Genomic DNA, 20,347 nt, shown 5'->3' with positions numbered 1-20,347 from the left:
CGCGCCGGAGGCGCGGCCAAAGGAACAGGAGTGAACTGATGGGGAAGGTCACCGCCACCGCGGAGCGCAAGATCGACGCGCCGGTGGAGAAGGTGCGGCAACTGGTCGCCGACTACACCGCGCGGCCGAAGATCCTCACCGAGCAGTACCGCGACTACCAGGTGGTCGAGGGCGGCAACGGCGCGGGCACGGTGGCCAGGTGGAAGCTGCAGGCGACCTCGAAGCGCGTGCGCGACGTGGCGGCCACCGTTTCCGAACCCGAGCCGGGCACCCTGGTGGAGACCGACGCCAACTCGACCATGGTGACCACCTGGACCGTGCGCGAGGTCGGCCAGAGCAGCCTGGTCCGGATCGAGACCAGCTGGTCCGGGGCCGGCGGCATCGGTGGTTTCTTCGAAAAGACCTTCGCGCCCGCCGGGCTCAAGCGGATCTACGGCGGCGTGCTGGAAAACCTGGAAAAAGAGGTCTGAGCCTTGACCGCGACCGAAATCCGGCTCGCCGCCCGCCCGCACGGGCGGCCGACGCACGCCGACTTCTCCATCGTGGACACCGACGTCCCGTCGCCGGGACCGGGCCAGTTGCTGGTGCGCAACGAGTTCATCAGCGTCGACCCGTACATGCGCGGCCGGATGTCGGAAGCCAAGTCCTACGCGGAGCCGTACGAACTGGGCAAGGTGATGCACGGCGGCGCCGTCGGCGAGGTCATCGAGTCCACTGTGGAGGGATTCGCGGCCGGGGACAAGGTGGTGCACCAGCTCGGCTGGCGCACCCACGCCGTGGTCGACGCGAAGAAGGCGGCGAAGGTGGACGCCGGGCTGGCGCCGCTGAGCACCTATCTCGGCGTGCTCGGCATGACCGGCTTCACCGCCTGGGCCGGGCTGCACGAGATCGCGCACTTCACCGCCGACGACTCGGTGTTCATCTCGGGCGCCGCGGGTGCGGTCGGTTCGGTCGCCGGTCAGCTGGCGAAGCTCGGTGGGGCCGAGCGGGTGGTCGGCAGCGCGGGTTCGGCGGAGAAGGTCCGGTACCTGACCGAGGAACTCGGTTTCGACGCCGCGTTCAACTACAAGGACGGTCCGGTCGCCAAGCAGCTGGCCGAGGCCGCGCCCGACGGCATCGACGTGTACTTCGACAACGTCGGCGGTGAGCACCTGGAAGCGGCGATCGAGTCGGCGAACCTGCACGCGCGGTTCGCGGTGTGCGGGATGATCTCCACCTACAACGACACCGAAGCCGTGCCCGGCCCGCGGAACCTGATGAAGATCGTCGGCAAGCGGCTGAACATCCACGGTTTCCTGGTCGGCGACCACTACGCCAAGCAGCCGGAGTTCGTCGCCGGCGTGGCGCCGCTGGTCACCTCCGGGCAGTTGAAGTACCGCGAAACCGTGGTCGACGGGATCCGCCAGGCCCCGCAGGCGTTCATCGACCTGCTGGGCGGCGCCAACACCGGGAAGATGCTGGTCCGTGTCTGAACTGATCGTGTACGGGGCGGGCTGGTGCCCCGATGTCCGCCGGAGCCGCACCCTGCTGGACCGCGAGGGCGTGGCGTACCGCTACGTCGACGTGGAAGCCGACGCCGAGGCGGAGGCCAGGGTGCGGGCGCTGCAGGACGGCGCCCGCCGCATCCCGACCGTCGTCTTCGACGACGGCTCGTTCCTGGTCGAACCCTCCGACGAAGCGCTCGCCGCCCGCTTGACCAGTTAGAAGACCACGGTCCGGTTGCCGTGCACCAGCACCCGGTTCTCCAGGTGCCAGCGCAGGCCCTTCGCCAGGGTGAACTTCTCGATGTCACGGCCCTTGCGCACCATGTCGGTGACCGAATCGCCGTGGCCGACGCGGATGACGTCCTGTTCGATGATCGGCCCGGCGTCCAGGTCGGCGGTGACGTAGTGGCAGGTCGCGCCCACCAGTTTCACGCCGCGGGCGTGGGCCTGGTGGTACGGCCGCGCGCCGATGAACGACGGCAGGAAGCTGTGGTGGATGTTCAGCGCGCGCCCGGCCCACGCTTCGCAGAGGTCCGCGGGCAGGATCTGCATGAACCGCGCCAGCACGACCGCGTGCGGGTCGTGGGCGTCGACCAGCCGCCGCACCTCGGCGAACGCCTCCGCCTTGCCGTCCGCCGGGAACGGCACGTGGTGGAACGGGATGCCGTGGGCGCGGGTGATGTCGGCGAGCGAGTCGTGGTTGCCGATCACCGCGCTGACGTCCACGTCCAGCTCCCCGGAGGCGACCCGGCCGAGCAGGTCGTAGAGGCAGTGCCCCTCCTTCGAGACCAGGATCACCACGCGGCGGCGCTCGGCGGTGTCGGCGACCGTCCAGTCGGTGTCGCTGCCCAGTGAGCGCGCCACCCCGGCGAACCGGGCACGCAGTTCGTCGACGTCGAACGGCAGCGAGTCGGCCCGCACCTCCTGCCTGGTGAAGAACCAGCCCGTCTCCGGGTCGGTGTGGTAGGCGGCCTCGACGATCCAGCCACCCGCCTCGGCGAGGAAGGCGGCGATGCGCGCGACGATCCCGGTGCGGTCGGGACAGCCGAAGGTGATCACGTATCTGCGTTCTGGGGCTGGCACGGTTGCCCATCCTTCCCCGTGCGCGCCAGCGGGGCGCGGCGGGCCACCTCCAGCACCGCCACCACGAGAAGCCCCAGCCCGGAGGCCAGGAGCAGCCCCTTCAGCGGTTCACCGCCGAACTGGGCCCCGCCGAGGAAGCCGAGCAGCACGCTGTACACCGCCCAGATGGCTGACCCCAGCGCGTCCAGCGCGGCGAACCGCCGCAGCGGGTAACGCGTGGTGCCGGTGGCCAGCGCGGTCGCCACCCGGCCGCCGGGCAGGTACCGCGCGCCGATGATCAGCAGCGCGCCGCGCTCGGTCACCTTGCGCTCGGCCCAGGCGTACCGGCGGGCGCCCTTCTCGCCGCGCCGCAACCGGGAGACCACCGCGGGCCCCGCCGTGCGGCCGATGGTGTGGCCGAGCAGGTCACCGCCGAACGCCCCGGCCGCGGCCACCAGGGTCAGCAGCGCCAGCTTGCCGAAGTCGGACCCGACCAGCACCGCCAGCCCGACCACCGCCGTCTCGCTCGGCATGAACGGCAGCAGCGCGTCCAGTGCGGACACCGCGAAGACCAGCAGCCACAACCACGGCGACCCGAGCGCGGCCTGCAGGAATTCGAGCACGCCCCCATCGTCGGCGGCGGTGGTGAAGCGCCGGGATGATCGGGGTGAACATTCAGCGGGGTGCGACGCTCGAATAGGGCACGGTCACCTCACCCCACCGCCAGCGCGGCCACCGGTCGAGCACCGGCCAGCGGGCGGCGAGCAGCCGCACCGCCTCGGCCCAGCGGGCCCGGGCGCCGAAGGCCCGGTGCCCGGCGGCGGTGTCCCAGCAGGCGTCGAACAGCGAGAGGAACTCGTGCACCGGCTCCCCGGGCACGTTCCGGTGGATCAGCGACTTCGGCAGCCGTTCCGCGACGCCGGACGGCCGGTCCAGGTGCGCCGCGTGGCAGGAGAGGGTGAGGGTTTCCGGGCCGGCCGCGGACAGGGTGACCCACGCGCACCGCCGCCCGATCTCGTCGCAGGTGCCCTCAACCAGCAGCCCGCCGGGCGCCAGCTGGTCCAGCACGGACTGCCAGGCCCGCGGCACCGCCGACTCGTCGTACTGCCGCAGCACGTTGAACGCCCGGACCAGCACCGGCCGCGTCCCGGCCAGTTCGAACCCGCCACGCCGGAACTCCAGCCACGGCGGCTCGGCGGCGGCCGCGGCGGCGGCCACGCGCTCGGGGTCCAGTTCCAGCCCCAGCACCCGCACGTCCGGGCGGACCGAGCGCAGCCGCCGCACCAGTTCCACCGTGGTCACCGGTGACGCGCCGTAACCCAGGTCGACGACCAGCGGATCTTCCGCCGCCCGCAGCGCGGCGCCGATCGACGGCGTGCCGGTCAGCCAGCGGTCGATGCGGCGGAGGCGGTTCGGATTGGTGGTTCCCCTGGTTGGTGCGCCGACCGGGACGGTCAGCCGTCCGCGAGCCACTTCGCGGTGAACTCCGCTTCCCGCACCAGCAGCTTCGTCACCTGCTCGGCGATCACCTGCTCCAGCTTGCCGCCGACCAGCGGGATGCGCACGCGCACCTCACCGCTGGTGATCAGCGTCGCCCCGGTGCCGTTCGGCACCAGTTCGGTGCGCGCGGTGATCTCCCCCGGCACGCCCTGCACGGTCGCCTTCGCGGTGCCGGTGTAGCGGTCGCCGGTGTGCTCCCACACCTGCTCGCGGTGCACGATCAGGTCGCCCCGGTGGATGGTCCGGACCGCCTGCGGCAGCTCCTCCGCGCCGATGCCCTGGACCAGCTTGTACGCCGCCCGGTGCTCGTCGGCGGTGTGCTCCGGCAACCCGGCGTGCTTGCCGCCCAGCAGGTCGAGGCGGGCGAGCAGGGCCTCTTCGGCCGACTGCGCGTCGTAGACCTCGTCCACGCTCTGCGCGAACTCCGCGCGGTGCTCGATACGGGATGCCATGAGCGGGACAGTACCGTTCGAGGGCGTGAGCACTCTCGAAACTCCCACCCAAGCGGGCCTGAGCGAGCACACCACCCTGCGCCTCGGCGGCCCGGCGCGCCGCTTCGCCGAGGCCGCGACCAGCGGTGACCTCATCGACGCGGTGCGGGCCGCGGACGCCGCCGGTGAGCCGCTGCTGCTGCTCGGGGGTGGCTCCAACCTGGTCGTCGCCGACGAGGGCTTCGACGGCGCGGTGCTCAAGATCGCCACGAAGGGCCGCTCCTTCCGGCAGGACGGCCCGGTGGTGCACGTCACCGCCGAAGCGGGGGAGAACTGGGACGACTTCGTCGAGTGGACGGTGCGCACCGGCCTCGGCGGCCTGGAGTGCCTTTCCGGCATCCCCGGCCTGGTCGGCGCCACGCCCATCCAGAACGTCGGCGCCTACGGCTTCGAGATCGGCGACCTGCTGCGCTCGGTGCGCCTGCTCGACCGCCGCACCGGTGACGTGCGCACGCTCAACAAGGAGCAGCTGCGGCTGGGCTACCGCACCAGCGTGCTCAAGGGCACCGACCACGGTGTGGTCCTCTCCGTCGACGTCGACCTGCACGGCGACGGCCTGTCCAGCCCGATCCGGTACGCCGAACTGGCCAGGGAGCTCGGGGTGGACATCGGCGCCAGGGTGCCCGCCGGCACCGTGCGCGAAGCCGTGCTGGAACTGCGCCGCGGCAAGGGCATGGTGCTCGACCCCGCCGATCACGACACCTGGAGCGCCGGTTCCTTCTTCACCAACCCGATCCTGCCGGAAGCCCGCGTCGCCGCGGTGCTGACGCGGATCGCCGAGGTGGTCGGCGAAGACGTGCCGGTGCCGCAGTACCCGGCCGACAACGGCGTGAAGCTGTCCGCGGCGTGGCTGATCGAACGCGCCGGTTTCGGCAAGGGGCACCCCGGCCCCGGAAGCCGGGTTTCCTTGTCCACCAAGCACACCCTGGCGCTGACGAACCGCGGCGCGGCCACCACGGCCGACCTGCTGGCGCTGGCGCGTGACGTGCGCAACGGGGTTGAGAAGAGCTTCGGCGTGGAACTCCACCCCGAACCCCTGCTGATCAATTGCGAGCTGTGAGCTGGGCCACGAGCAACCGCGGGCGGTCCGGCGGCGTCTAGGGGACGAGTGGGTTCTCCCAGCGGGCAGGGACCGGGGAGGACCGGGGACATGGAGGTGTGCGGTGTTCGAACGGCGGAAGGTCCTGCGAGCGGCGGTGGTGACCCCGGTGGTGCTCTCGCCCATCGCGCTGGCCGCCTGCTCCGGTGACGAGGGCGGCGGAACCGGTACCAGCGGTGGTGAACCGCCCGCGGCGGCCCCGCCGAAGGCCGTGCTCACCGCCGAACCCGCCGCGGACGCCAAGGACGCACCGGTGGCCAAGCCGGTGACCGTGCGGGTGACCGACGGCACGCTGACCGAGGTCAAGCTGACCAACTCCGACGGCAAGGCGGTCGAGGGCGCGCTCAACCCGGAGAAGACCATCTGGACCAGCTCCGAGCAGCTCGGGTACGGCAAGTCCTACACCTACGCGGCGAAGGCCACCGGCAGCGACGGCAAGCCGGTGGAGCTGGCCGGGAAGTTCGACACCGTCAAGCCGGCCAAGGTGATCCGCGCCACGCTGAACCCCGGTGACGACGCCGAGGTCGGCGTCGGCATGCCGATCAGCGTGAAGTTCGAGGCCGCGGTCGGCGACCGCAAGGCCGCGCAGGCCGCGCTGGAGGTCAAGACCTCGAAGCCGGTCGAGGGCGGCTGGGCCTGGCTGTCCGACCGGCAGGTGGACTGGCGGCCCAAGGAGTACTGGCCGGCCGGCACCGAGGTCGAGGTCTCCGCCAAGCTCTACGGCGTGGACCTGGGCAAGGGCGTCTACGCCAAGGCCGACGTGACCACGAAGTTCAAGATCGGCCGCAACCAGGTGGTCAAGGTGCACACCCCGGACCACGTGATGAAGGTCTACCGCGACGGGTCCGAGCACGCGAGCTACCCGTGCAGCAACGGCAAGGACGCCGACCCGAACCTGAACACGCCCAACGGCACGCTGATCGTGATGACCAAGGAACCCACCTCGATCTTCGACAACGCGCGCTACGGTTACACCAACGTCAAGAAGAAGTGGTGCTGCCGCATCTCCAACCACGGCGAATTCATCCACGAGAACGAGGAGAACCGCGGCAACATCGGCAAGGCCAACACCTCGCACGGCTGCGTGAACCTGCTGGAAGCGGACGCCAAGGCGTACTTCGACTCGGCGCTGATCGGCGACCCGGTGGAGATCACCGGCTCGAAGGCGGATATGCCGACGACCTCCGATGTGATGGACTGGTTGCTCGACTGGAAGACTTGGCAGTCCAAGTCGGCGATCTAAGGACCGGCCCTTGCTCACCGAAGTCATCGGTGCCGGGGGCGTGCGGCTCGGCCTGCGCGTAGCGGGTGCGGCGAACGCCTCGGCCATCGTTTTTGTGCACGGCTGGGCGCAGTCGTCCCTGGCCTGGTCGGCGCAGCTGGCCGATGCCGGGCTGAGCAGCCGCTACCGGCTGGTGGCGGTGGACCTGCGCGGGCACGGCAACTCCGACGTGCCCGCGCTCGGCTACGACGACCCGCGGGCGTGGGCCGAGGACCTGGCCGCGGTGCTCGACTTCGCCGGGGCGGGCGCGCCGGTGCTGCTGGTCGGCTGGTCCTACGGCGGCCTGGCGATCACCGACTACCTGCGGGTGCACGGCACCACCAACGTCATCGGCGTGGTGCTGGCCGGGGCGATCACCGAGATCGGCCGGAACCGGCCGGGTGGCCGCATCGGCCCGGCCATGCGAGCCGCGTTGCCCGCCGCCCTGTCCGACGACCCCGCCGAGGCCGTGCCCGCGTTGAGCGCGCTCTGCGACGGCATGTCCACGCGGCCGGTGGACGGCCCGTTCACGCAGTCGCTGCTCGGCACCAGCCTCTCCGTGCCGCCCGCGGTGCGTGCCGCGTTGTTCCGCCGCGACGTGGACAGCTCCGTGGTGCTCGGCGGCCTCGACGTCCCGGCCCTGGTCATCCACGGTACGGAGGACCGGGTGGTGGATCTCTCCGCGTCGGAATACGCGGCGGGGAAGATAGCGGGTGCCCGAACGCGTTGGATGCCAGGGACAGGGCACCTTCCGTTCGTCGAGGCGGCCGCGGAGTTCAACTCGGCGCTCGATCAGTTCGCCGGCGAACGCTTCGCCCACTGAGCCGCGCGGAGTGAACAAGGAGCGACCACGTGACGGTCACGTTGCACAGGGCCACGCGCTGGCCACGCCGGGTGGCGGTGTTGTCGGTGCACACCTCGCCGCTGGAGCAGCCGGGCACCGGTGACGCCGGTGGGATGAACGTCTACATCAGCCAGACCGCCACCGAGATGGCCCGTCGCGGGATCAACGTCGAGGTGTTCACCCGCGCCACCTCCTCCGACCAGCCGCCGGTGGCCGAGCTGACGCCGGGGGTGCTGGTCCGGCACGTGCCCGCGGGCCCGTTCGAACCGCTGGGCCGGGACGAGCTGCCCGCGCAGCTGTGCGCGTTCACCTCGGGCGTGCTGCGGGCCGAGGCGTTCCACGAGCCGGGGCACTACGACGTGATCCACTCGCACTACTGGCTGTCCGGGCAGGTCGGCTGGCTGGCGCGCGACCGCTGGGGCGTGCCGCTGGTGCACACCGCGCACACGCTGGCCAAGGTGAAGAACGCCGCGCTCGCCGAGGGGGACACCCCGGAGCCGCGGACGCGGGTGATCGGTGAGGAGCAGATCGTCGCCGAGGCCGACCGGCTGGTGGCGAACACCGCGGTCGAGGCCCGGGAGCTGGTCAGCCTGTACGGCGCGGCACCGAGGGCGGTGCACACCGTGTCGCCGGGTGTGGACCTGGACCGCTTCACCCCCGGGTCGAAGGAGGCCGCGCGGCGGTCGCTCGGCCTGCCGCGGGACGCCGTGGTGCTGGCGTTCGCCGGGCGCATCCAGCCGTTGAAGGCACCCGACGTGCTGCTGCACGCGGCCGCGGCCATGCTGCGGCGCGACCCCGGGCTGGCCGACCGGCTGGTGGTGCTGATCGTCGGCGGGCCGTCGGGCAACGGGCTGGAGCAGCCGAGGGCGCTGCGGGAGCTGGCGGTCACGCTCGGCATCGAGCGGCAGACGCGGTTCCTGCCCCCGCAACCCGGTCCGGCGCTGGTGGAGGTTTACCGGGCGGCCGACGTGGTAGCCGTGCCCAGTCACAACGAGTCGTTCGGGCTGGTGGCGGTGGAGGCGCAGGCCTGCGGCACGCCGGTGGTGGCGGCCGAGGTCGGCGGGCTGCCGGTGGCGGTGGCGCACGGGGTCTCCGGACTGCTGGTGCCGACGCACCGCGCGCGGGACTGGGCCGGGGCACTGGCCTCGGTCGCGCTGAAGCCGGAGCGGCACGAGGAGCTGGCGGCGAACGCCGTGCAGCACGCGCGCCGCTTCTCCTGGCGGCGCACCACCGACGCGTTGCTCGACGCCTACGCCGAGGCGGCGGTGTCGGTCGACGCGTTGCGGACGGAGGTAGCGGTTTGACCGTCGACGGTGTCATCAAGTCCACTTTGGACGCTGCGGGCCTGGAGTACGAGCGCAAGGGGGACGGCAAGTACTTCGTCACCCTGCCGGGGACCAAGAAGCTGCAGACCAACTGCTGGCTGGTGGCCGGTGAGCACGCCTTCTCGGTGGAGGCGTTCGTCTGCCGCCGCCCGGACGAGGCGCACGAAGAGGTCTACCGGTACCTGTTGCGCCGCAACGCGAAGCTGTATTCGGTGCACTACACGGTGGACGCCATCGGGGACATCTACCTGGTCCGCAGGCTGGCGCTGGACGCGGTGACCGAGGCCGAACTGGACAAGATCCTCGGGCAGGTGCTGGAGGCCGCCGACGGCGACTTCAACACGCTGCTGGAGATCGGCTTCGCCACCTCGATCAAGCGGGAGTGGGACTGGCGGGTCTCGCGCGGGGAGTCGCTGGCGAACCTGCAGGCGTTCAAGCACCTGGTGGAGCCGGAGCAGGTGTCGACCGGACCGGTGACGGATTCGTGATGCCCGGCGTGCAACTGTCCTGACCCGGTGACCCGTCTACTCGCCCATGAAGCGCATGGGACAGAGACGTTATGCGACAGCGGCGCTCGTGCTGGGGGCCATGGTGCTGGGCGGGTGCACCGCCGAGAAGTCGGGGTCGACCGGGAGTTCGGCGCCGGAGGTGGCGGCGCCCGCCGCGCCTGCTGCGCCGAACGCCAAGCCGGGCACCGCGCCGGACCAGGGCGAGGCCAAGCCGCGGGCGGGTGAGCCCGCGCCCGCGGACGGGGTGCCGTCCGGGCAGGCGGTGGCGATCACCGACCGGAAGCTGGCGCGCACGGCGCAGTTGTCGATCAGCTCGCCGGATGTCGCCGGGACGGTGCAGAAGGCGACGCAGATCGCCGTCGCCGCGGGTGGTTACACCGGGCAGGAGCGCACCGACGACAAGCAGGCTTCGCTGAGCATCGTGGTGCCCGCCGAGAAGCTGGACCAGGTGCTGGCCGAGTTGTCCGGCACCGGCGAGAAGGTGCTGCGGCGGGAGTTGCAGACCAAGGACGTCACCGAGGAGGTGGTGGACGTCGAATCGCGGCTGACCACGCAGCGGGCCAGCGTGGAACGGGTCCGGGCGCTGCTCGGGCAGGCGGGTTCGATCAGCGAGATCACCTCGATCGAGCGCGAGTTGACCGAGCGGGAAGCGGAGCTGGAGTCCCTGCAGGGGCGCCAGAAGGCACTGGCGGGGAGCGTGGCGATGGCGACTGTTTCGCTGACCGTGAGCACGGTGGCCGGGGGTCCGGCCACGGTCGAAGAGGACCGCGGTTTCGTCGGCGGCCTGGCGGGTGGCTGGGACGCCTTCCTCGACTTCGGCAGCGGGCTGCTGACGGTGCTGGGTGCGGTCCTGCCGTTCGCGGTCCTGCTGGGGGTGCCGCTCTACCTGGCGGTGAGGTACTTCCTGCGGCGCCGGACCGCGGCTGCTCCTGCGGCTCCGGTGGTGCCGTCGGAGAATTCCTGAACCACCCCGGTTTGCCAGTGTGACTACGGCGGGGATCGAGTTGTCAAGGCGGGAAAGATGCCTTGACGACTCGATCCCCGCCGTGTTTTGGCTTTGGACCGGGATGGGGCAGGTGAGGTCAACTCTGCTGTTCGCTTCCCGCTCCCGGCTTCCGGTTCGCATCCGGGTTGGGGCAAGCTGTCTCGCCCTGCTTCGGTGAGGTGGCGAAGCCACGAACCTTGCGAATGCCCCGGTCACCATGCTGGTTCACACTCGACGTGCCCAGCGCCCGCCAGGGTGAGGAGCTCGCACCGTGGGGGTCCGGGGGCTCGGCCCCCCGGGTCGGCACCCGGACCGCCGCGCGCGGGGAAGTGGCGAAGCCACGAACACGCGCGCAGGAAGGCGGGACGGCTCGAGGGAGGGGGGAGTCGCGAACTCGAGCCGCCCCGCATAACGTTCCCGCCGCTAGTGGACCCGGTGACGAGGGGGGTGCCAACGGGGCCGGCGGGGCCGCAGCTCGGCAGGGGGGAGACGAGCTGCGTCCTTGACCGCTCAGGCCGGGGAGTGCGTGGAATCCAGCCGAGCGAGTCGATAGCCAACTTGGCAGAAGCGGGTCTGTAATCACAAGACTACTGGCTACTCCATTCGAGTGAACTTCTTCCACTGGGCTAACTGCCTGCAGTTCAGCGGGCAACTAAAAGCGGACCTGCGTGTCATCGACGGCATTCGGGTGTACGTCTACCCGGCGGTAATGAACTTTGGGTAGAACCCTGTTCACCACGCACCCGAGGGTGACCGCCCGGGGACCGGCTGGCAGGCTGACCACCATGGCCGATCTAGGGACCTTGGTGCTCCTCCGACACGGGCAGAGCACGTGGAATGCGGAAAACCTGTTCACCGGCTGGGTGGACGTGCCGCTGTCCGAGCAGGGCGCCGCGGAGGCGAAGCGCGGTGGGGAGTTGCTCGCCGAGGCGGGGCTGCTGCCCGACGTGGTGCACACCTCGCTGCTCCGCCGGGCGATCTCGACCGCGAACCTCGCGCTCGACGCCGCGAACCGGCACTGGATCCCGGTCCGCCGGGACTGGCGCCTCAACGAACGCCACTACGGCGCGCTGCAGGGCAAGAACAAGAAGCAGACGCTGGAGCAGTTCGGTGAGGAGCAGTTCATGCTCTGGCGCCGGTCGTACGACACCCCGCCGCCCGAGATCGACCCCGCCGACGAGTACAGCCAGGCCGGGGACGCGCGCTACGCCGGTATCGACGCGCCGCTGACCGAGTGCCTCAAGGACGTGGTCGAGCGGTTCGTCCCGTACTGGGAGGCCGAGATCGTGCCGGACCTGCGGGCGGGCAGGACGGTGCTGGTCGCCGCGCACGGGAACTCGCTGCGGGCGCTGGTCAAGCACCTCGACGACATCTCCGACGCCGACATCGCCGGGCTGAACATCCCCACCGGCATCCCGCTGCGCTTCGACCTGACCGAGGACCTGAAGCCGATCACCGCGGGCGGCACCTACCTCGACCCGGAAGCCGCCGAGGAGGCCGCGGCCGCGGTCGCCAACCAGGGGCGCTGACAAATGGCTTGACGGGCGTCACGGACCTCGGGATACGGTGTCCGTGACGCCCGCTGGGACGAGGAAGAGGTGAGAACGATGAGTCCGACCCGATTCAGCGTTCCCGCCGCCACCGGGCGTCGTCAGCTTGCCGACCGCTGACCGGGAGCGCGTCCTGCACCGCTCTCGAAAGGCAGTTACTTGACCGACCTGGTCACCCGCCCGCTCCGCGCGGGCGAAGGTTCCCTGTTCGACACCCTCGACGTGCCGCAGCTGGTCGGGTTCGGCGTCTTCGGCCGGAACTTCGCCGAGATGTGGGCCAAGGGCGAATACCGCCCGGACTGGACCTGGGTCGCCCTGCGTGAGGGGCGCGTCGTCGCCCGTGCCGCGTGGTGGGGCGGGCCCGAGGACACCGAGCCGGTGGCACTGGACTGGTTCGACTTCACCGAGCACGAGGCGGGCGTGGCCTTGTTGCGTACGGCCGGGCTCACCGCGGAGTACGAGCTGGCGTTGCCCGCGGACTGGCGGTCGCGCCCGGAGGTCGCCGCCGCCCGGCAGGCCCGCATCGACGCGGCGGTCGACGCCGGGATGCGCCCGCTGGTCGACCGGTTCCGCTACACCTGGAACCTCGACGACGGCCTGCCCGACCGGCCCGGCCGCCTGGACTTCCGGCCGAACCCGGACGACGGCGCGTTCCACGCCGTGCTCGAACGCGTCCACGAGGGCACGCTGGACGCCCACGCCCAGCGAGCCATCGCCCGGGGCGGCCTGCAACAAGCCGCCGACGAGGAACTCGGGTTCCTCCGCTGGCTGCCCTCACCCCGCGAGTGGTGGCGCCTGGCCTACACCCCCGGCGGTGAACTGGCCGGCCTCACCGTGCCGGGCCGCAACTACTCCGGCGCCGTGGTCGGCATCATCGGCGTGGTCCCGGCACACCGCGGCCACGGCTACGGCTACGACCTGCTGGTCGAATGCACCCACCTGCTGGTCGAGGCAGGCGAAACCCGGGTGCTGGCCGCCACCGACGTCGGCAACAAGCCCATGGCCGCCGCGTTCGCCCGAGCCGGCTACCCGGTGACGCAGGAACGCGCCGTCCTGGAGTGGCCGGGGTGAGCGGCAGCCCCAGCTTGTTCCGGGCGGTTGGCGTCGCACCCAGCTGCCGGTGTCCGTAGCGGGCCCGGCTCAGGCGACCGGGAGCTGCTCGAGGGCGCGGAACCGCCAGCCTTCGGGCAGCCGGACCAGGTCGAACCGCAGGCGTGAGACCTTTTCCGTGGGTTGGGCGCCGCCGTTGGACACCGTGGTCTTCACCACGGCCAAGCCGGTCACCAGGTTCGGCTCGGCCGCCTTCGCGGCGACTGCCGGGTCCGGTGCGACGGTCACCTGGGTGCGTTGTTCGCGCACCGCCTGCGCGACGCGCGGCTGGGACTGGCGCAGCTGCGTCAGCATCGGCTCGGTGACGACCGTCAGCTGGCGGGCCAGCGAGCCCTCGACGTCGTTGCCGTCGACGGCCAGCAGGGTGACCAGGCCGGAGCGCGCGGCGGCCAGTGCGGAGTCGCGCGCTTCGGCGACCGGGCCGCCCGGCGACGCCGGGATGGGTGCCGGTGAGGGGTTGGCCACGATTTCGGCGAGGCGCCACGTGCCGCCGTCGCGCTGGGCGAGCGCCAGCACCGCCGCCCCGGAACTGTTGGTCTGCCCACCCGGGATCCGGGTGCTGGTCTGGTCGAGCATCAGCAGCACCCTGGCCGAACTCGCGGACAGCTCGGCCACCGCGGCGTCGGCGACCTCGGTGGTGAGCCGCGCCCCGGCGTCGCGCACCGGCCCCAGCAGGGTCACCACCTGCGCTTCCGCCAAGCCGGTCAGGTGCCGTTCCGCGGCTGCGGTCTGACCGGCCGGATCGGCCGGGTCGAAGCTGAACACCGCCTCGATCGCGGTCCTCGACGCGGTCAGCACGTCCTCGGTGGCGGCGGTGTCGACCAGCGCCAGGTTCGACGGAACGGGCGGCGGCGCGGGCGTGCCCGGCACCGCCTGCGTGCACCCGGCGAGCAGCGCCAGGCACAGCAACGGCCAAGTCCTCAAAGCAACCCCAGTTCTCCCGCGCGGACCCCGGCCTGGAACCGCGAAGTGGCACCCAGCGCGTCCATCAGTTCGGCCACCCGCCGCCGGTAGGTCCGCAGGCCCAGACCGAGCGAGCGGGCCGCGGTCTCGTCCTTGCAGCCGGACGCGAGCATGTCCAGGATGCGCGGCGCCAGCGCGCGGATCTCCGCCACCCGCGCGTCGAACACGGCCAGTTCGGTCGCGCCGCGCCAGGCCGCCTCGAACAGCGACACCACGCCCTGCACGGTCTCCTCGCCGGTCAGCACGCTGTACGCGCGACTGCCCGCGACGGGGTCACCGGCCAGGACGACCACCCGCCGGTCCAGGATGATCGTCTCGTTGATCTCGTCCGCGCTGATCCGGACGTCGGCGCCGAGGCGCACCAGCTCGGCGAGGTGCCCGGAGGCGGCCCGGTCCAGCAGCAGCGCCGGCCGGTAGATCTTCCGCACCCGCTTCGCCCGGTAGTCGCCGGTCGGCGCGGGGCCGTGGCGGGACGCGGCGAAGGTGTTGAGGTCGGCGGCGGCGCAGGCCACCTCGGTGGCGCCCGCGAACAGGTGCGCGGTGCGCGCGAACAGCTCTTCCTCACCCTTGACCACGGTGATCACCGCCCAAGTCTGGCAGCAAGTTGCCGAAGGTGGCCGGAGAATCGACGACTCCGCAGGCTGGGGGCCATGACGATCTCCCAGACCTGGAAACTCGGCGACCGGCTCGTGCACCGGCTCGGCTTCGGGGCGATGCGCCTGGCCCTCGGGCCGAACGGCGCCGAACGCGACCCCGAGGAAGGCGTGGCCGTGCTGCGCCGGGCCGTCGAACTCGGGGTGGACCACCTCGACACGGCCGCCTTCTACTTCCACGGCAGCGTGTCCGCCAACGAGCTGATCCGGCGTGCGCTCGCCCCCTACCCCGACGACCTGGTCATCGCCACCAAGGTCGGCCCCAGCCGGAACGCGGCGGGCGAGCACCAGCCGGAAGCCCGGCCCGAGCAGTTGCGCGGGCAGGTCGAGCAGAACCTGCGTGAACTCGGCCGCGACCACCTCGACCTGGTCTACCTGCGGATCGGCCAGTCGCTCGACCGCGGTTCCGGCTCGCTGGCCGACCGGTTCGGCGTGCTCGCGGAACTGCGCGAACAGGGCCTGGTCCGGCACCTCGGCATTTCCAACGTCGGCCGGGAACACCTGGCCGAGGCGAGCGGGATCGCCCCGGTGACCGCCGTGCAGAACTGGTATGGACTGTCCAAACGGGAGGACGACGACCTGCTGGACGCCTGCGCGGAACGGGAAATCGCCTTCGTCCCGTTCTTCTCGGTGCAGAGCGGTGCCCCCGGCGGTGCGGTCGCCGAGGTCGCCGCCGCGCACGGCGCCACCGAGGCGCAGGTCCTGCTCGCCTGGACCCTGCACCGGGCACCGAACGTGCTGGCCATTCCGGGCACCGGCAGCGTCACGCACCTGGAGGAAAACGTCGCCGCAGCGGCGGTCGAACTCGGAAGGGAGGAACTCGATCGACTGAATTCGGCTACGAAAGCGTGAACAAGCACTGAAGCAGGCGCGAACAAACCGCCCAAAGGTGTCGCGGGCGTCACGACGAGGCAATCAGCACTAGGCCGAACGGCCACCTTCCTGCTTACGATTCCCCCGTGACCGTGCCTGCTTCACTCGTTTTGGCCATCGGTGCACTCGTGGTCGGCGCGGTTGCCGGATTCGTCGCGGCCTCGCTGCGCCGCCGCCGGGCCGTGCGCCGCCGCCCGGCCGGCCCCACCGTGGCCGAGCTGCTGTCCCGCCTGATCCACTCCTCGAACAACGGGGTGGTGGTGCTCAACCGGTTCGGCGACATGGTCTTGCACAACCCGCGTGCCGAGGAACTCGGCCTGGTCCGGGACAACCGGGCCGATGCCAGGGCGCGCAAGGCCGCCGAGCAGGTGGTGGAGACCGACGACCCGCTGGAGATCGACCTCTCCCCGCTGGAGACCCGCGGCCGCCAGCCGGAGGCCGTGCTGGGCCAGGTGCGCCCGCTCGGCGACGGCTTCACCGCGGTCGAGGCGGTGGACCACTCCGACGCGGTCCGGCTCGAAGCCACCCGGCGGGACTTCGTGGCCAACGTCAGCCACGAGCTGAAGACCCCGGTCGGGGCGATCGCGCTGCTCACCGAAGCCGTGCTCGACGCCGCGGAGGACACCGCGGAGGTCCGCCGCTTCGGCGGCAAGATCCTGCGTGAATCGACCCGGCTGGGGCAGCTGGTGACCGAGCTGATCGCGTTGTCGCGGCTGCAGGGCGCCGAGCGGCTGCCCGACCTCAACGTGGTCGAGGTGGACGCGGTGGTGCGGGAGGCGCTCGGCCGGGTGCGGCTCTCGGCCGAGTCCGCCGAGATCGCGGTGACCACCGACCAGCCCAGCTCGCTGCTCATCGAGGGCGACCGCACGCTGCTGGTCACCGCGTTGTCCAACCTGCTGGAGAACGCGATCAACTACTCCTCGCCGGGCAGCCCGGTCTCGGTCAGCCGCCGGCTGGTCGACGGCGCGGTCGAGATCGCGGTGACCGACCGCGGCATCGGCATCGAGGAGGCGGACCAGCAGCGGGTGTTCGAGCGCTTCTACCGCGCCGACAAGGCCCGCTCGCGGGCCACCGGCGGGACCGGCCTCGGCCTCGCCATCGTCAAGCACGTGGCCGCCAACCACGGCGGTGAGGTGCGCCTGTGGAGCAGCCCCGGCACCGGCTCCACCTTCACCCTGCGCATACCCGCGCACACACCGGAGAACGGCCGGCCGGCCGGCCGGGCCGAAATTCCCCCCGAGCGGAGTTCCCGCCTCGTGGTTGCCCAGGACGCCACCGATCATGGAGGACAGTTGTGACCAGGGTGCTCATCGTCGAGGACGAGGAGTCGTTCGCCGACCCGCTGGCCTTCCTGCTGCGCAAGGAGGGTTTCACCGCCGCGGTGGCCACCACCGGCCAGCAGGCGCTGGAGGAGTTCGACCGCAACGGCGCCGACATCGTGCTGCTCGACCTGATGCTGCCGGGCATGAGCGGCACCGACGTGTGCAAGCAGCTCCGCCAGCGCTCCGGCGTGCCGGTGATCATGGTGACCGCGCGGGACAGCGAGATCGACAAGGTGGTCGGCCTGGAACTGGGCGCCGACGACTACGTGACCAAGCCGTACTCGGCGCGCGAGCTGATCGCGCGGGTGCGCGCGGTGCTGCGGCGCGGTGGGGAGCCGGGCGCCGAGGGTGAGCTGGCGCCGCTGGTGCTGGCCGCCGGCCCGGTGCGGATGGACGTCGAGCGGCACGTGGTGACCGTGGACGGCGAGGAGGTCTCGCTGCCGCTGAAGGAGTTCGACCTGCTCGAGTACCTGCTGCGCAACGTCGGCCGGGTGCTCACCCGCGGCCAGCTGATCGACCGGGTGTGGGGCGCGGACTACGTCGGCGACACCAAGACGCTGGACGTGCACGTCAAGCGGTTGCGGTCGAAGATCGAGCCGGACCCCGGTTCCCCGCGGCACCTGGTCACCGTGCGTGGTCTCGGCTACAAGTTCGAGTCATGATCTCGGTTTAATCTCGGTTGCCGACCAGCGGGTCTGCTCCGGCGGGTACCGTTTACCCCCGTGCGCCTTGGGGTCCTCGACGTCGGTTCCAACACCGTCCACCTGCTCGTGGTGGACGCGCACCGTGGTGCCCACCCGCTGCCGATGCACTCGGAGAAGACCGTGCTGCGGCTCGCCGAGCAGATCACCCCGTCCGGTGACCTGAGCAAGGCGGGCGCGGACGACCTGGTGCGCGCGGTGGAGTCGGCGAAGGCGGCGGCCGCGCGGCTGGACTGCCGCGAGGTGATGGCCTTCGCCACCTCGGCCGTGCGCGAGGCGAAGAACTCGGCCAAGGTGCTGCGGAAGGTCACCGAGGAAACCGGCGTCGACCTGCAGGTGCTCACCGGGGTGGACGAGGCGCGGCTGACCTTCCTCGCCGTCCGCCGCTGGTTCGGCTGGTCGGCGGGCAAGCTGCTGGTGCTCGACATCGGCGGTGGCTCGCTGGAAGTGGCGATGGGCATGGACGAGGAGCCCGAGCTGGCCGAGTCGCTGCCGCTGGGGGCCGGGCGGATCACCCGCACCCGGTTCAAGAACGACCCGCCGAGCCGGTCCGAGCTGATCGCCACCTCCGCCTGGCTGGAGGAGCAGCTGGCCGGGCTGGCGAAGAAGGTGGCGAAGCTGGGGCTGCCCGACCGGGTGGTGGCCACCTCGAAGACCTTCCGCTCACTGGCCAGGCTGACCGGTGCGGCGCCGTCGGCGGACGGACCCCGGGTCCGCCGCGCGCTCACCGCCACCGCGTTGCGGCAGCTGATCGCGTTCGTCTCGCGGATGCCGTCCGGCGATCTGGCGCAGCTGGAGGGGGTCAGCGCCGGCCGGGCCCACCAGCTGGTGGGCGGGGCGCTGGTGGCGCAGGCCGCCATGCGAGCTTTGTCACTGCAGGAACTCGAGATCTGCCCGTGGGCGTTGCGGGAGGGAGTGATCCTGCGGCGGCTGGACCATTCCAACGGTGCCGAGCACACTGCACTGGGCGGACGGGGACTGGACTTCGACGACGGGCGACAGGCACGGTGGAAGGGATGACCCAAGACAGCGGTGGCGAGCAGCACCAGAAGACGGTGGCCGAACTGCTCGCCCAACACGGTGGCCAGGGCGGTGGCTCACGCCGCCGTCGTCGTCGTGCCGATGACGAGGAAGAAGCTCCGCGGCGCGACATCAGCGACACCGCTCCGCAGGCGATCATCGAGCGCGTCCAGGGCGACACCCCGCCCCCGGCGAACCGGCGCAACGGCGCCCCCCGCCGCTCCGGCTCGCGGCACGACTCGGGCGCGCTGCCGCGCCCGCCCCGGCAGGACTCCGGCGCGCTCCCGCGGCCCCCGCAGCAGCCGCCCCAGGATTCCGCCGCGTTGCCCCGGCCCCCGCAGGAGTCCGGCGCGCTGCCGCGGCCCCAGGATTCCGCTGCTTCGCCGCGACCGCAGGAGTCCGGCGCGTTGCCCCGGCCGCAGGATTCGGCCGCGCTGCCGCGCCCGCCCCAGGAGTCGGGTGCCTTGCCGCGGCCGCAGGATTCGGCGGCGCTGCCGCGGCCCCCGCAGGAGTCGGGTGCGCTGCCCCGGCCGCCGCAGGACGAGCTGCCCGCGCGGGCCCCGCGCCGTCGTGGGGCCCCCGAGGCCGAGTCCCCGGTCGACCCGCCCACCCGGCGCGTTCCGGCCCGGGGTCGCCGCCAGCCACCCCCCGCTGCGGCGCCGCCACCCGGCGCCCTCTCCGCCCGCCTGGACGGGCTGGACGAGGCCGAGGCCGCCCCACCGGCCGAGCCGGAGCCCGGCCCGCCGCCGACCGGCGGTTACCCGGTGCCGCCGCGTGCCCCGCGCCGTCGTGGCGGGCCGGTCCGCCGTCCCGTGCCGCCGAAGCAGGAGGACCACACCGAGCAGATCCCGGTGGTGCCAGACGAGCCGGAAAGCGGCCCGCCGAGCGGCTACAGCAGCGGTTATTCGAGCGGGTACGCCAGCGGTTACTCCAGCGGGTTCACCCCGCGCCCGCCGCAGCCGCCGGAACCGGCCCCCGACGAGCCGCCCGCCGGCCTGGCGGGCTGGCGCGAGCGCCGGGAGCAGGCGCGCCTGGAGGACACCCAGGCCGCGATGACCCCGGTGGACGACGACGACCCGTACGCCAGCGGTGAGTTCGCCTCCGGCCGGTTCAGCACCGGTGACTTCGAAGCCGTGCAGCGGCCGGTCGCCGGGGAACTCGGCGGGAACGCGTACGCCGACGACTTCGACGAGCCGCCCCGCCGCATCCGCTCGGCCGAGTACGACGACAGCTTCGAAGCCGAGATCGACGAGCTGGACGACCCGTACCACGGCGTCGCCGGGGTCGAGGCGCTGGACGGTGCCGATGACGACCTGCACGAGGAGGCGTCGCCCGGCAAGCAGTGGCTGGTGATGGCCGCGCAGCTCGCGCTGGGCGTGATCGGCGGCGCCGGGGTCTGGCTGGGCTTCAACTGGCTGTGGGGCAGGCTGCCCGCCGCCGCGCTGATCGCCGCGCTGGTGGTGATCGTCGCGCTGGTCTGGATCGTCCGGAAGATCCGCCGCGCCGACGACCTGCAGACCACCGTGCTGGCCGTGCTGGTCGGCCTGGTGGTCACCGTGTCCCCCGCCGCCCTGCTGTTGTTGTCCAAATAGGAC

General features: G+C 72.0%; 22 protein-coding genes. 16 read left to right on the top strand and 6 right to left on the bottom strand.

From position 1 onward, the window contains the following. The first annotated feature begins 38 nt into the window (after positions 1-38). Genes AC07EG_RS13960 through AC07EG_RS13950 form a run of 3 tightly spaced genes read left to right on the top strand, consistent with a single transcriptional unit; the run spans position 39 to position 1,704 of the window. Positions 39-470 (top strand): SRPBCC family protein, encoded by a 432-nt coding sequence (locus AC07EG_RS13960; RefSeq protein ID WP_478253448.1) that lies wholly within the window; start codon positions 39-41, stop codon positions 468-470. A 3-nt stretch (positions 471-473) separates the two neighbouring features. Continuing rightward, positions 474-1,472, top strand: a complete 999-nt coding sequence (locus AC07EG_RS13955) for an NADP-dependent oxidoreductase (protein ID WP_478253447.1) — start codon at positions 474-476, stop codon at positions 1,470-1,472. Continuing rightward, on the top strand, positions 1,465-1,704 hold the full coding sequence (locus AC07EG_RS13950) for a glutaredoxin domain-containing protein (protein ID WP_478253446.1): 240 nt from the start codon (positions 1,465-1,467) through the stop codon (positions 1,702-1,704). Before AC07EG_RS13955 ends, AC07EG_RS13950 begins: the two co-directional genes overlap by 8 nt. Here the strand turns inward: AC07EG_RS13950 and purU are convergent. The 4 genes from purU to AC07EG_RS13930 are packed head-to-tail and all read right to left on the bottom strand — an operon-like array spanning position 1,701 to position 4,498. Further along, a complete protein-coding gene (gene purU, locus AC07EG_RS13945) occupies positions 1,701-2,567 on the bottom strand; it encodes a formyltetrahydrofolate deformylase (protein WP_478253445.1) in 867 nt (288 codons plus the stop codon). The two genes, AC07EG_RS13950 and purU, sit on opposite strands and share 4 nt — an antisense overlap. Then, positions 2,540-3,169 carry a DedA family protein gene (locus AC07EG_RS13940; RefSeq protein ID WP_478253444.1) on the bottom strand — a complete coding sequence of 210 codons (630 nt, stop codon included), beginning with the start codon at positions 3,167-3,169 and terminating at the stop codon, positions 2,540-2,542. Before AC07EG_RS13940 ends, purU begins: the two co-directional genes overlap by 28 nt. 52 nt (positions 3,170-3,221) lie before the next feature. Continuing rightward, positions 3,222-4,019, bottom strand: coding sequence for a class I SAM-dependent methyltransferase (locus AC07EG_RS13935; protein ID WP_478253443.1), 798 nt, complete (start codon positions 4,017-4,019; stop codon positions 3,222-3,224). Continuing rightward, positions 4,001-4,498, bottom strand: a complete 498-nt coding sequence (locus AC07EG_RS13930) for a DUF2505 domain-containing protein (RefSeq protein WP_478253442.1) — start codon at positions 4,496-4,498, stop codon at positions 4,001-4,003. Before AC07EG_RS13930 ends, AC07EG_RS13935 begins: the two co-directional genes overlap by 19 nt. A gap of 25 nt (positions 4,499-4,523) precedes the next feature. On the opposite strand from AC07EG_RS13930, the gene AC07EG_RS13925 reads away from it, so the two are divergent. The 8 genes from AC07EG_RS13925 to AC07EG_RS13890 all read left to right on the top strand — a co-directional run bounded on the left by AC07EG_RS13925 (position 4,524) and on the right by AC07EG_RS13890 (position 13,181). Further along, on the top strand, positions 4,524-5,597 hold the full coding sequence (locus AC07EG_RS13925) for a UDP-N-acetylmuramate dehydrogenase (RefSeq protein ID WP_478253441.1): 1,074 nt from the start codon (positions 4,524-4,526) through the stop codon (positions 5,595-5,597). Between the two features lie 103 nt (positions 5,598-5,700). Continuing rightward, a complete protein-coding gene (locus AC07EG_RS13920; protein WP_478253440.1) occupies positions 5,701-6,879 on the top strand; it encodes a L,D-transpeptidase in 1,179 nt (392 codons plus the stop codon). A 10-nt stretch (positions 6,880-6,889) separates the two neighbouring features. Next, complete coding sequence (locus AC07EG_RS13915) at positions 6,890-7,720, top strand: alpha/beta fold hydrolase (protein WP_478253439.1); 831 nt, start codon at positions 6,890-6,892, stop codon at positions 7,718-7,720. Positions 7,721-7,749: 29 nt separating this feature from the next. Further along, on the top strand, positions 7,750-9,045 hold the full coding sequence (mshA, locus tag AC07EG_RS13910) for a D-inositol-3-phosphate glycosyltransferase (protein WP_478253438.1): 1,296 nt from the start codon (positions 7,750-7,752) through the stop codon (positions 9,043-9,045). Beyond that, the gene (locus AC07EG_RS13905; protein ID WP_478253437.1) at positions 9,042-9,554 is read left to right on the top strand and encodes a type III secretion system chaperone family protein; all 513 of its coding nucleotides are present in this window, start codon (positions 9,042-9,044) and stop codon (positions 9,552-9,554) included. Before mshA ends, AC07EG_RS13905 begins: the two co-directional genes overlap by 4 nt. Before the next feature lie 55 nt (positions 9,555-9,609). Next, positions 9,610-10,539 carry a DUF4349 domain-containing protein gene (locus AC07EG_RS13900; RefSeq protein ID WP_478253436.1) on the top strand — a complete coding sequence of 310 codons (930 nt, stop codon included), beginning with the start codon at positions 9,610-9,612 and terminating at the stop codon, positions 10,537-10,539. Between the two features lie 806 nt (positions 10,540-11,345). After that, on the top strand, positions 11,346-12,089 hold the full coding sequence (locus AC07EG_RS13895; RefSeq protein WP_478253435.1) for a phosphoglyceromutase: 744 nt from the start codon (positions 11,346-11,348) through the stop codon (positions 12,087-12,089). A 180-nt stretch (positions 12,090-12,269) separates the two neighbouring features. Continuing rightward, on the top strand, positions 12,270-13,181 hold the full coding sequence (locus tag AC07EG_RS13890) for a GNAT family N-acetyltransferase (RefSeq protein WP_478253434.1): 912 nt from the start codon (positions 12,270-12,272) through the stop codon (positions 13,179-13,181). 69 nt (positions 13,182-13,250) lie between these two features. On the opposite strand, the gene AC07EG_RS13885 is transcribed toward AC07EG_RS13890, so the two are convergent. Then, positions 13,251-14,144 carry a hypothetical protein gene (locus AC07EG_RS13885; RefSeq protein ID WP_478253433.1) on the bottom strand — a complete coding sequence of 298 codons (894 nt, stop codon included), beginning with the start codon at positions 14,142-14,144 and terminating at the stop codon, positions 13,251-13,253. Continuing rightward, complete coding sequence (locus AC07EG_RS13880) at positions 14,141-14,767, bottom strand: DNA-binding response regulator (protein WP_478253432.1); 627 nt, start codon at positions 14,765-14,767, stop codon at positions 14,141-14,143. Before AC07EG_RS13880 ends, AC07EG_RS13885 begins: the two co-directional genes overlap by 4 nt. 66 nt (positions 14,768-14,833) lie before the next feature. Here AC07EG_RS13880 and AC07EG_RS13875 point away from each other — a divergent pair, with 66 nt between their 5' ends. From AC07EG_RS13875 to AC07EG_RS13855, 5 genes are all read left to right on the top strand, one after another. Then, positions 14,834-15,688, top strand: coding sequence for an oxidoreductase (locus AC07EG_RS13875; protein WP_478253431.1), 855 nt, complete (start codon positions 14,834-14,836; stop codon positions 15,686-15,688). A 107-nt stretch (positions 15,689-15,795) separates the two neighbouring features. Next, positions 15,796-17,007, top strand: coding sequence for a sensor histidine kinase (locus AC07EG_RS13870; protein WP_478253430.1), 1,212 nt, complete (start codon positions 15,796-15,798; stop codon positions 17,005-17,007). Then, positions 17,004-17,693 (top strand): response regulator, encoded by a 690-nt coding sequence (locus tag AC07EG_RS13865; protein WP_478253429.1) that lies wholly within the window; start codon positions 17,004-17,006, stop codon positions 17,691-17,693. The genes AC07EG_RS13870 and AC07EG_RS13865 overlap by 4 nt, the downstream gene beginning before the upstream one ends. A gap of 60 nt (positions 17,694-17,753) precedes the next feature. After that, a complete protein-coding gene (locus AC07EG_RS13860; RefSeq protein WP_478253428.1) occupies positions 17,754-18,752 on the top strand; it encodes a Ppx/GppA family phosphatase in 999 nt (332 codons plus the stop codon). Beyond that, positions 18,749-20,344: a hypothetical protein gene (locus AC07EG_RS13855; protein WP_478253427.1), complete on the top strand. Its 1,596-nt coding sequence runs from the start codon at positions 18,749-18,751 to the stop codon at positions 20,342-20,344. Before AC07EG_RS13860 ends, AC07EG_RS13855 begins: the two co-directional genes overlap by 4 nt. Positions 20,345-20,347: the final 3 nt, after the last annotated feature.

The organism is Amycolatopsis sp. NPDC045836 (assembly GCF_056431745.1).
The sequence above is the reverse complement of the archived record's forward strand: the minus strand, read 5'-3'. Positions and strand labels throughout refer to the sequence as shown.